Source organism: Streptomyces sp. NPDC014861 (genome assembly GCF_043081625.1).
Lineage (GTDB): Bacteria > Actinomycetota > Actinomycetes > Streptomycetales > Streptomycetaceae > Streptomyces.
This window is the reverse complement of the sequence record NZ_JBIBWV010000001.1, coordinates 868,003-879,887: the sequence shown is the minus strand read 5'-3', so window position 1 is coordinate 879,887 and position 11,885 is coordinate 868,003. Positions and strand designations below refer to the sequence as shown.

At 65.9% G+C, this 11,885-nt stretch carries 5 protein-coding genes; 2 read left to right on the top strand and 3 right to left on the bottom strand.

Annotated features, from left to right (window positions below):
- The first annotated feature begins 1,005 nt into the window (after nt 1–1,005).
- On the top strand, nt 1,006–4,209 hold the full coding sequence (locus tag ACF1BN_RS03695) for a discoidin domain-containing protein (protein ID WP_392329932.1): 3,204 nt from the start codon (nt 1,006–1,008) through the stop codon (nt 4,207–4,209).
- Nucleotides 4,210–4,388: 179 nt separating this feature from the next.
- Here ACF1BN_RS03695 and ACF1BN_RS03690 read toward each other — a convergent pair whose 3' ends face one another.
- Complete coding sequence (locus tag ACF1BN_RS03690) at nt 4,389–7,301, bottom strand: ATP-binding protein (protein ID WP_392329931.1); 2,913 nt, start codon at nt 7,299–7,301, stop codon at nt 4,389–4,391.
- A 130-nt stretch (nt 7,302–7,431) separates the two neighbouring features.
- Between ACF1BN_RS03690 and ACF1BN_RS03685 the strand changes: the two genes are divergently transcribed.
- Nucleotides 7,432–9,111: an ABC transporter family substrate-binding protein gene (locus ACF1BN_RS03685; protein ID WP_392329930.1), complete on the top strand. Its 1,680-nt coding sequence runs from the start codon at nt 7,432–7,434 to the stop codon at nt 9,109–9,111.
- Nucleotides 9,112–9,313: 202 nt separating this feature from the next.
- On the opposite strand, the gene ACF1BN_RS03680 is transcribed toward ACF1BN_RS03685, so the two are convergent.
- Nucleotides 9,314–10,339, bottom strand: a complete 1,026-nt coding sequence (locus tag ACF1BN_RS03680; RefSeq protein WP_388882157.1) for an ABC transporter permease — start codon at nt 10,337–10,339, stop codon at nt 9,314–9,316.
- Nucleotides 10,323–11,879: a sugar ABC transporter ATP-binding protein gene (locus ACF1BN_RS03675; protein ID WP_392329929.1), complete on the bottom strand. Its 1,557-nt coding sequence runs from the start codon at nt 11,877–11,879 to the stop codon at nt 10,323–10,325. Before ACF1BN_RS03675 ends, ACF1BN_RS03680 begins: the two co-directional genes overlap by 17 nt.
- Between the last annotated feature and the right edge of the window lie 6 nt (nt 11,880–11,885).

The window sequence follows — 11,885 nt, the reverse complement described above, 5'->3', positions numbered from 1 at the left end:
TGAGTTCGACTCGCGAGCTGGGCAGTTGAGGCACCCGGGCGGCAGAACTCCACAGGCGCCCGATCCCGTGCCGGACGACCTGTGGACGGGTAGCTTCGCGGCTCCGCCTCGGCGCCACTGCTCCCCGGGCGGCTGCCGGCCGATGCCGCAAGTGTTGCCAGACCCCTGGCCTCGTCCCCGTCGCCGTCGCCGTCCAGGCAGCACTGTTCACCGGCAGGACCGACGGGGCTGAGGCCGACCTGTCCGGTGGGGAAAGGGCCACAGCGAGCCGCGGGACGCCCGCCCCCGGGCCGAACTGCACCAACCCCGGGGCACTGTGCCTCCAGTGCGAGCCGGTCCGTGCCGCACCGCAGCTCGGACCTGCACAGCCGCATGGGAGGGGATCGGCCGCCCTATCAGACGGCAGTAGAGGCGGAGAAGGAGGCTGACGCGCTCCTGAGGGCGGGAGGGCCTATGGCGATGCTGCTCAACTGCGCGCGTTGACAGGCACTTTCACCGACCTGGAAGCTGCCGGGCGGCCTGTCCAAGCGCTTGGACCCCGCCCTCTCATGCCTTGCGGTGTCGGTTTGCATTTCGATCCTATGCGCGAAGTATTGACCCCCCTATGACCCCGTGCTCGTATGGGCCTCAAGAGAAACGCTCCAGCCCTGCGCCCGCCCTGAGGGTGACGGACTGAGACAGCGGTGGACAGCGGAGCCTGCAAGTCACTCGGATCCCCGGCACTGCCGGACCTTCCGACGACGGGGTGGACGACTGTCTGGCCGAGTCGCCCGAATCATCGGTCACGCCACGCACGACATCGAGCCCCGCTCGTCATGCGCGGCCTTCCGGATTCGTTGGAGCTGTCATCCTCATCCAACGTCTTCGTCAGGACTTCCCATGCCTCAATCACGTCGCGACCTGCTGCGCAACGCGATCAGTGTCTCCCTCGCAGCGTGTGCGTCCTCTCTGGTAGTTCCCGGCATTGCATCGACCGCCGCCGCGGCCGAATGGTCCGGTCGGTGGATGTGGGCAGGAGCCGGCGCCGTCAACCAGTGGGCCGCGTTCCGGCGCGTCGTACGACTCCCAGGCGTTCCGACGTCGGCGATCACCCGCATCGCGGTCGACTCGAAGTACTGGCTCTACGTCAACGGCAATCTGGTGATCTTCGAAGGTGGACTGAAGCGGGGCCCGAATCCCAACGACACCTACTATGACCAGGTGGACCTCGCGCCCCACCTGGTCGAGGGGGACAACACCATCGCCGTGCTGGCATGGCACTTCGGCAAGCACAGCTTCTCCCACAAGAACAGCGGCAAGGCCGGACTGCTCTTCGAGTCCTCCATCGTCGCGGGCGACACGACCACCTCGATCGTGAGCGGCACCGGCTGGAAAGCCATGGTCCATCCAGGCTACGGCGCCAACACCATTGGCGGGCAGCCGAACTGGCGGCTTCCCGAATCCAACATCTACTACGACGCCCGCAACGCGAGCAGCGTGAACGGCTGGCACACGCCCGCCTACAACGACAGCGCGTGGCCGTCCGCCACCGACCAGGGAGCAGCCGGTGCCGCGCCCTGGAACGCACTGGTGAAGCGCCCCATCCCCTTCTTCCGTACCACTGGACTGCTCGCCTACACCAACCACCACTCCCTGCCCGAAACCGGACAGGGGACGACCGTGATCACCGCGAAGCTGCCCTCCAACATCCAGATCACCCCGTACCTCAAGGTCGACGCTCCGGCCGGCGCGGTGATCAACATCCAGACGGACCACTACACCGACGGCGGGGAGAACAACCTCCGCTCCACCTACATCACCACAGGCGGCGTCCAGGAATTCGAGTCCCTCGGCTGGCTGAGCGGTACCGCCGTCCACTACACCATCCCGTCGTCCGTCACCATCCTGGAGCTGAGGTACCGGGAAAGCGGCTACGACACGAGCTTCGCCGGCTCCTTCACGAGCAACGACCCGTACTTCAACGCTCTGTGGGGCAAGGCCGCGCGCACGATGTACGTCAACATGCGCGACACGTACTTCGACTGTCCCACCCGCGAGCGCGCCCAGTGGTGGGGCGACGTTGTCAACCAGCTGAAGGAGGGGTTCTACACCTTCGACCCACGCAGCAACGACCTGGGCCGAAAGGCCATTGCCGAACTCGCCGCATGGCAGAAGCCCGACGGCGTTCTCTACTCCCCGGTGCCTGCCGGCAACTGGAGCGCCGAACTGCCCACCCAGATGCTGGCCTCCGTGTGGAGCTTCGAGACCTTTCACACCTACACCGGGGACGCCACCACGGTCAGCTCGGTGTACCCCCAGGTGAAGAAGTACCTGAATCTCTGGACCCTCGACGCAGACGGCCTGGTCAATCACCGGGCGGGAGGTTGGGACTGGGAGGACTGGGGAAGCAACATCGACGCCCGGATCCTCGACAACGCCTGGTACTACCTCGCGTCTGGATCGGCCATCACGCTGGCCGAACTCTCCGGCAACTCCGCAGATGTCGCCACCTGGCAGGGGCGTCGCAACAGCATCAAGGCAAACTTCGACCGTGTGCTGTGGGACGCTGCGAGAAGGGAGTACCGCTCTCCCGGCTACAACGGAGACACCGACGACCGGGGCAACGCGCTCGCCGTCGTGGCGGGCCTGGCCGCTCCGGCGAACCACGCGCACATCACCAAAGTGCTCACCGAGCACATGAACGCCAGCCCCTACCTGGAGTTCTATGTCCTGGAGGCCCTTTACCTCATGGGCGCGGTCTCCGTGGCGGAATCGCGGATGCGCACCCGGTACGCGCAGCAGGTGGCCGATCCGGGCTACACCCTGTGGGAATTCTGGACCAAGGGAGGAAGCGGCACGGACAATCACGCCTGGAACGGTGGACCGTTGTACGTACTGTCCGCCTACGCCGCGGGTGTCCGGCCCACCGAGCCGGGGTGGGGGAAGTACGACGTGGTGCCCCAGACGGGAACGTTCGCCCACATCAACACGGTCACCCCGACCGGCAGGGGCAACATCGGGCTGGACATCGAGCGTGCGGACGACACGGTGACACTCCGGCTCGAATCTCCCAGCGGCACCACGGCCCGCCTCGGCGTGCCCACATACGGAGGTCAGCATCCGGAGATCAAGATTGGAAGCACGGTTGTGTACCGTGACGGCGCGCCCGTGGGGTCCGTGTCCGGAGTGTCATATGCCGGTAGGGACGGCTCCTACGTCTACTTCCATATGGAGCCGGGGACGCGGACCTTCACAGCGACAGGGGTCGGGAGCCTGAGCAATCTGGCCGTCGGAAAGCCCGTCACGAGTAACAACACTCTGGAGAACGCGCATTGGAGCGTGGCCAAGCTCACGGACGGCCACGACACGAGCATCAGCGGAGCCAAGGGCTACACCAGTAACGACTTCCCCTCCCTTGACGCCTCCGCCTCACCGGTCTGGGTCGAGATAGACCTGGGCGCCGACACCGACCTGGACGCGGTGCGACTCTTCCCGCGCACCGACACCCCGGCGTCCGGGGGTGGGACCGCCGGTTTCCCGGTGGACTTCACGGTCCAGACGCGTACCTCGGGCGCCACCACTTACAGCACCGTCCGTACCGTCACCGCCGCGGCCAACCCGAACGGCCGCCCGCAGACCTACGGCTTCAAGTCGACGCGAGCCCGGTACGTGCGGCTGCGAGCGTCCAAGCTGGGCACACCCGCCACGGACGAACCCACCCGCTACCGTCTCCAGCTCGCCGAGGCACACATCCCGGCCCGGGGCACCACCGTGACCAGCAACAGCTCCCTGGAGAACAGCGACTGGGGCAGGGACCGGCTTCTCGACGGCATCCTCACCAGCGCCGTCGGCACCAAGGGATACACCAGCCACGACTTCGCCTCGGCCGACGTTTCCGGATCCCCGGTCTGGGTCGAATTCGACCTCGGCGCCGACCGGGCCTTCAGCTCCGTCACGCTCTTCCCCCGGACCGACACCGCAGCCGCCGGCGGAGGCACGGCCGGCTTCCCCGTCGACTTCACCATCCAGACCCGCACCGCCAGCGGCACGGGCTACACCACAGTGCGGTCCGTCACCGGCCAGCCCTCACCAGGAGGACAGCCACAAACCTTCGGCCTCCCGTCGGCCTCTGGCCGCTATCTGCGCCTTCACGTCACTCGTCTGGGCGCACCTGCGAGCGACGAATCCGGCCGCTTCCGGCTTCAGCTCGCACAGCTCGTCATCGAATAGCCGAGTCGGCATCCGCTGTCGCACCAGCCGCGACAGCGGATGCCGCTTCCCCCGCTCGGTGGATCGGGGCCGGACCCGGCTGCAGGTCGAAAGCCCCAGCCCGGTTTCCTGCTGGCCCCCGACGCACGACGTCATGAAGCCATGGCAAGCCACCGCACCAACGGGCCGAGGGTCACTTTCTATCCGTCGGACCGTGCCTGCAAAGCGCCACCCACCGCGCTGCGTTCCGTCACCCCAAGCTTGCTCAGGGCACGGGCTACGTGGTGTTCCACGGTCCTCACCGACAGGAAGAGAACTTCTGCGATCTCCTTGTTGGAGGCGCCGGTCGCGAGGAGCTGAGCCACCTCTATCTCCCGCGGCGACAGCTGGCCACCGTAGCCCCGCCGGCCGCGCACCGATGACCGCACCGAGCCTGTCGGGCCCCCGTGCGCCGTTCGACGGCAGCGCGCGGCATCGTAGGTGGCGCCCAGCTGCACGAAGACATCTGCCGCTGCGTTCAGCCCCTCCTTCGCCAGCTCGGGCGAGGCCTCAGCAACGGCCCTTGCGCGCGCTTCCATGGCCTGCGCTCGCGGGTAGGGGCGCCCCATCTTTCTCCACACCTGCTCGGCGTCACCGAAATGCGCAGCCGCGGCCTGAGGGTCGCTGCTGGCCAGTAGATGACCGCACGCCGTGGATACTTCGGCGTCCGCAGCCGGCGCGAGAAATCCGCGGGCGGTTCGTTCTTGCTGTGCCTCGATGGCCTCATCCACCAGGCGCGCGCCATCCGCATCGTCACCGCAGGCCATGGCCGCCCGGACAGCGACCGGCAGCAGCCCGCAGCCGCGGGCCCATGCCTCTGAGTGCCGCAGGAGTTCCAGGGCAGGCTGCACCGTAGCCCAGGCCCGGGCCGGGTCACCGCTCGCAAGCTGAACCGATGCCCGTGCCGCAGCTCCTTCCAGGTCACCTGTCACCTCGCCCTCACGGCCCTCTACCAGCGCCTCGAACCATTCAAGGGCCTTGCTCCATTCACCTCGAGCGGCTGCTGTGGTGCCGCAGACCAGCCCCTGGATCGGAGCGATCATCGCCATGCCCGGGTACCGGAAGGCGAGTTCGCTGAAGCGGCCCTCCACGCCGGCCCAGTGACCGCCGAGCCAGTCCAGTCGTAGCAACTGGGTCCTGGCGTAGGACTCAAGAGAAGGATTGGTGCCGCCCTCGGTCAGACGCGCACATTCTTCGATGAGCCCCCGGGCCTGCGCGTCCAGCCCGGATCGGATGCCGGAAAGTCCCACGTTGTAAAGGGTGATCAGCATTTGCCGGTGCACCTCGGGGTCAGCCGATCCGCGGGGAAGCGCAGCAACGGCGTCCCATGCGGCACTGTCCCCCAGGCCTGCCTGCACTGACAGCCGTGCCGAAAGGACAGCCGCCTCCCCGGCAGGGAAGTCGTCACCTTCGAGCAGAGCGTCAGCTTTGTCCAGCCATCCGGTGATCTGGTCAGGCGTCTGCGTATGCTCGTCGAGCACCATTCCCACCATGCTCAGCACCGCGCAGCGTGGCCAAGGCATGAGTTCGGTGATCGCCCGCTCCATCTCCCTGTAGCCGGTGATGTCGCCGGCTTGGTTGACCATCAGCGTGGCGAGGGTGGCCCGTACGCGGCCGCGCGTCAGTTCCGGCAGCCGCGGATCGGCGAGGAGACGGCGCAAGATTGTGACGCTGCGCGTGTAGTCCGTGGCCTTGTGGGCGATCTCGGCCAAGGCGAGTGCTGCCTCCGAGCGCATCGCCGGGTCCGTACCCGACTGGTCGAGGATCTGGTGCAGCAGGCTGGAAGCGGTGGCGTCGTCGCCCAGGGCGACGGCCTGCCTGGCGGCTGCCTCGGCTGCCTGGGGCCAGTTCTTCGTGTCTCCGCGTGCCCAGATGTGATGAGCGATCTGCACAAGCGGGGGAGGGTCGCAGGCCTCGAGCGCGCGCACCGCCTCGCCGTGCAGCATGTCCCGCACCGGTCCGAGCATATTGGCGTAGACGGCCTGGCGCGCCAGCACATGGCGGAATCCATACCGTGCCGGCGAAGCCTCGCACAGAACTTTCGCCTTGAGGGCTTCGATGAGCCCGCGCGTGCCCTCAGCCGGGGACAGCCCCGCGACCTGTGTGAGAAGGGTCTGCTCCGAGGCCACTTCGACTACCGCTGCGGCCTCGACCACAGCCAGCCCGGCGGCGCTCAGCGGCTCCATGCGCTCGAAGATGGCCTCACGCAACGCTCGGGGAACCCCCTTCTCGCGCAGAGCCACCTGAACCGCCGCGCCGTCCGGCGCCTGCCCCACCACCTTTCGCCGCTCGATCAACGTGATCAGGTCTTCTTCCACTACCAGTGGGATGCCGGCGCTGCGCTTGAACAGCTCGTGTGCGAGCGCTTCAGCCCCGCTCGGCCCTAGCTCTTGGGCCACCAGGCGGGTGATGTCAGGCTCGCTCAGGGGCCCCAGCCGGATCTCGGCACCACCGGAAGCAACAGGAAGGCGGTAGGAGCTGCTCAGCACTGGCTGGCCCGCGTTCAGGTCGTCCTCCCGGTAGGTGAGGACCAGCCCGCATTCCGCCGGTGGATTACTCGCCAGCAGGAACAGCGCTTCCCGCGTCGGCTCGTCGGCCCAGTGCACGTCCTCGATGATCAGGATCGCTGGTTTCAGCGCCTCAAGGACGACGCGGACCGCCTCTGCCACGAGATCCCGGTGCGGCTCATCAGGGTGGGGACGATGAGCGCGGTCGGCCACATGGCCGTCCAGCTCAGGCAGGAACGTCGACAGGACTGCGGCCTCCGGCGGAAGCAGCGTCGTCTGGGGGAGCAATCTGGTCACGCCCCGCAGACCGCGTACCAGGGGCTCATAGGGGAGGGGTTCGCGCAGGGGAGTGCAGTGGCCAAGGAGCACCTGCACCTGCGTCGTACGGTTCAGCGCCCGCATCACCTCCTGGACCAGTCGCGTCTTGCCGGAGCCCGCTTCACCCTCAACCAGTACGACGGCCGGCGGGCGCTGCAGGGCGGCAACGGCTGTGTGCAACTCCTGCTCACGGCCGATCATGCCGAAGTGAGGGGTGCTGTCTTCTTCGCTCGGGATGTTCTCAGCCATGTCGGTTCTCAGCCCGCAGGAGTCGGCTTTCCTAGGCCCCGGCTGCCCGCGGTGTGCTGCCAGGCGATATCAGGGACGTACGCATACCATTCTAGCGAGGAAGCGACGGCAGGAACCGGAAGGCGTTACCGTGCTGGCACCGACCCGCTCCAGGCCTTTGTTGGCGGCATCGACCGTTCTCGGCGTGCTCCTATTCTCTGCCTGCTCTGCGCATGACGAGACTTCGCAGGATACCGCGACGGCGGACAGTATGAACTCCACCGAGCGGTCGGAAATCTCTGCGGGCGGAACGCTCAAATGGCCGGTCGAGGACATCACCGAGAACCTCAACAGCCATCATGTGGATGGCGGGAGCGTGGATACAGCCCGCATCGTGTCTTCGATGATGCCGGTGATCATGAAAGTCGACCCGGCAGGTAAGGTGTCACCGAATTCTGACTATCTTTCCGACGTGAAGGTCGCGCAGGATTCCGGTCGGCAGACCGTGACCTACAAGATCAACCAGAAAGCCAAGTGGACGGACGGACGGGCGGTCTCATATCGGGACTTCCAGGCGCTCTGGCGTGCAAGCAATGGAAAGAATCCTTCTTATGGGGTGGCGTCGAAGGCGGGATACGAACTCATCTCCAGCGTGTCGAGGGGTGTGGATGACAGGGAGGTGATCGTCTCCTTCGCCAGGCCTTTCGGGGAGTGGCAGTCTTTGTTCAATCCGCTTTACCCGAGTTCTGTTATCGGGACGGAGCAGGGATTCAATAAAGGCTACGTCGAGAAGATCCCTGTCACGGCTGGACCTTTCAATTTCTCTGCTTTGGACGCAACAGCCAGAACCCTGACCGTCACTCGGAATCCTGACTGGTGGGGGGAGCGGGCGATGCTCGACAGAATTATCTTCAGGGCGCTGGAGGAATCAGTTGCCGAGAGCGCCTTCGCGAACGGCGAGATTGACTTTGTGAATGTAGGGGCGAACGCCTCTGCCTACTCGCATGTCAAGCAGGTCAAGAACTCCCAGGTCCGTCGAGCCGGGGCGCCGAACTTCCGGCATTTCACTTTCAACGGACAAGGGGAAATCCTCCAGGACGTGCGAGTTCGCCGAGCGCTGGCCCGTGCAATCAACCGTGAGGTGGTCGCGAAGTCGGCCCTCCAGGGCCTGGACCAGACCGCCACCACTCTGGGCAACCATTTCCTTTTCCCTGGACAGCAGGGCTACCAGGACAACGCCGGCGACATCGGAGAATTCGACCCTGAGGGGGCGAAGCGGGAGCTGGACGCAGCGGGGTGGAAGATGGACGGGAACGGACGCAAGAAGGGCGGGGTCCCGCTTGAACTCAGATTTGTCATCCCTTCCGACCTTCAGGAAGCAGCCAATGAGGGTAAGCTCCTGAAGGACATGCTCGCCAGCGTCGGCATCTCACTGCGGATCCAGTCCGTGCCGGGTGCACAGCTTTTCGACAAGTACATCATTCCTGGCGACTATGACATCACCGCCTTCAACTGGTTCGGATCCGCCTTCCCCGTGACCGCGAACCAGCCCATCTATGCAGCCCCGAAGGATGGGTCGAACCAACTCAACTTCGCCCGAGTCGGAAGCCCCAAGATTGATGCTGCACTGAACCGGGCGTCGGCGTCCCTGGACAGCGAGACGACCCTCCGGGAGATCAATACAGCCGACTCCCTGGTGTGGCAGGAAGCTGCAGTGATCCCGCTGTACCAGTCGCCTCAGATCGTTGTGAGCAAGGAATCTCTGGCAAATTTCGGGGCCAATGGGTTCGCCTCAGTCAATTATCAGGACATCGGGTTCACCAAACCGTGATTCCGGGCGGCCGCCCCGATGCCAGGAATGGAGGCACTGTCTCCTCGCGCGGCCCCTCCGGCTGAACATCTTCTTGACCGGCAAGCCAGATTACTTCCGGGCAGGTGAGGTGCGCGCGAACTGCTCGGTTTGATCACCATCGGCAGGTGGACATCACCCTTCCTCGCGCGATCACCCTCAGTCGTTAGCGCGTACCGGCTCGTCAGTCCTGTTTTTCGCCGGAGGCGAAGCGGGAGATGATCAGAGCGACGATGATGATTGTGCCGTTGAGGAACTGGTTCCAGAGTGGGGGGACGCCGGCCAGAGTCATGACGTTGATGACCAGCTGGAGAGTCAGGACACCGGTAAGGGCGCCGAACAGGGTGCCGCGGCCCCCGTTGAGGCTGACGCCTCCGATGACAGTGGCGGCGAATACCTGGAAGATCCAGCCATTGCCTTGATCGGCGGAGATCGAGCCGTAGTGGCCGGTGTAGAGGATGCCGGCGAAGGCAGCGAGGACGCTGCCGATGATCAGAATGGTCCATGTGATGCGATCGACCTGGACACCTGCTGTGCGAGCCGCTTCTGCGTTGCCGCCGATGGCATAGAGAGCACGGCCGTGGCGCAGCCAGGCGAGCACACAGCCAGCTGTCACGAAGAGCCCCGAGCAGATCCAGATCGAGGCCGGGACGCCGAGCCAAGCGGAGCGGCCGAGGTAGGTGAACGAGCTGGGCAGGCTGACGATCGACTGCCCTTCGGAGATGGCGACCTGAAGGCCGCGCAGCAGGGTGAGCGCACCGAGAGTGACGATGAATCCGTTGAGACGCAGCTTGAGGATGAGAAAGCCGTTGACCGCCCCGATCAGCGCACCTACCAGAAGGCAGAGAGGGATGGCAGCCCAGGCGGGAAACAGGCCGAGTCCGAGGAAGCGTGCACCGTGGTCCGGTAGGACCAGCCAGACAGCGACCACGGGGGCAACACCTATGGTCGATTCCAGCGAAAGATCCATTCGGGCGCAGATCAGGATCAAGGCCTCGGCGAGAACCAGCAGGCTCAGCTCGGTTGCCTGCTGGCCGACCCCGAGGAGGTTGCTCGAGGTGAGGAAGGCCGGAGAGACGGCGAACCCGATGAGGCCCAGCACCAGCAGGACCGGGACGAGCGAGAGGTCGCGATAGCGGGCCAGCTTGAATCGGTGACGGGATACCTGAACGGTCGGCGCTGGTGTGCGGAGCTCAGCGGTAGGGGGCATCGGTTTCCTTTGTGTGGTTCGGGCCGGACACGCCCTCCATGGCTGCGACAAGTTGTTCGTCGCTCCACCCCTGGGCGAACTCGGCGACGACGCGGCCGTGGAACATGGCCAGGACGCGGTCGCAGATCCTCAGATCGTCGAGCTCGTCGGAGATGATCAGGGCGGTCTTTCCCGAGTCGGCGACCTGGCGGACAGTGCCGAGCAGAGATTCCTTGGATTTGATGTCGACGCCGTTAGTAGGCCGGATGGCGACCAGAGCGTGGGGCTCGGTGGCGAGGGCCCGTGCGATGACGACCTTCTGCTGGTTGCCGCCGGAGAGCGCGGACACCGGGGCGGAGACACCCGGGGTCTTGATGTCCAGTCCAGTGATCATCTTTTGTGCGAAGGCCCGGGTGCGGGCCGGCAGGACCGTCCCGAGAGGCCCGAGCTGGCTGGCGACAGTCAAGGTGGCGTTCTCGGCGATGCTGCGCTGCGGGATGAGTCCCTGGATATGACGATCCTCCGGGACGAAACCGATCCCGGCGGCGAGGGCGGCAGGAACACGACCGGTACGCACAGTGCTGCCGGCGACGGTGATGGTGCCGGAGGTGGGGTGGTGCAGGCCTGCGAGCGTCTCACCGACCTGGACGTTGCCGCTGGCAGAGGCGCCGGCGAGGCCGACCACCTCACCCGCGTGAGCGGTGAGGGAAAAGTCCTGGTAGAAGTGGCGTAAGCCCAGTTCCTTGACCTCCAGCAGGGCTTTGCTGCTCTTGCTGGCTCTCGGGGCGGACATCGGATGGGGACCGGCCGTACGGACGCTGTCGCCTGTCATCGCCGCGACCAGGGCCGGCTGGTCCATTTCGGCGACTGGGGCGGTGACAATGTGCTTGGCGTCGCGGTAGACCGTGACGGTAGTGCACAGGTCATAGACCTCCCGCAGATGATGAGAGATGTAGAGAAACGCGACCCCCTGGGCCTGTAGCGAGCGCAGCTTGTCGAAGAGCTTGTCGATGCCCCGGGCGTCGAGTCTGGCGGTCGGCTCGTCCAGGATGATGAACCGGGCGCCGAACGACAGAGCACGAGCGATCTCCACGAACTGCCGCTGCTCCACGGTCAGGTCTCCGGCCTGGGCTGTCGGGTCCACGTCGACCCCGTACTCGGCGAGCAGCTCGCTCGCACGGTCGCGCAATCGCCTCCATCTGATCGGGCGCAGCACTCCGGTGCTCTGCCGGTCGAGGAAGAGGTTCTCGGCGACGGTGAGTGCGGGGATGACAGTGGAGCGCTGGTAGACGCAGGCGACCCGGGTGCGCCAGGCGTAGGTGTCACCTGATGCCGGCGCGGCCGCGCCGTTGAAGCGCAAAGAGCCGGTGTCAGGGCTCTGCAGTCCGGTGAGGATCGAGACGAGGGTTGATTTGCCCGCTCCGTTGCGGCCGACCAGGGCGTGCGACTCACCTGGTGCCACGCAGATGCGGGCGTCGCTGAGGGCCACGGTGGCGCCGAAGCGCTTGCTGATCCGGTCGGCTTCGACGACGGGGCCCTGATCGGGGCTGGGGTCCGCCATGGCGGC

Coding starts and splice junctions, on each gene's coding strand:
- ACF1BN_RS03695 (WP_392329932.1), top strand. CDS start 1,006: ATGTGGGCAGGAGCCGGCGCCGTCAACCAGTGGGCCGCGTTCCGGCGC.
- ACF1BN_RS03690 (WP_392329931.1), bottom strand. CDS start 7,301: ATGGCTGAGAACATCCCGAGCGAAGAAGACAGCACCCCTCACTTCGGC.
- ACF1BN_RS03680 (WP_388882157.1), bottom strand. CDS start 10,339: ATGCCCCCTACCGCTGAGCTCCGCACACCAGCGCCGACCGTTCAGGTA.
- ACF1BN_RS03675 (WP_392329929.1), bottom strand. CDS start 11,879: ATGGCGGACCCCAGCCCCGATCAGGGCCCCGTCGTCGAAGCCGACCGG.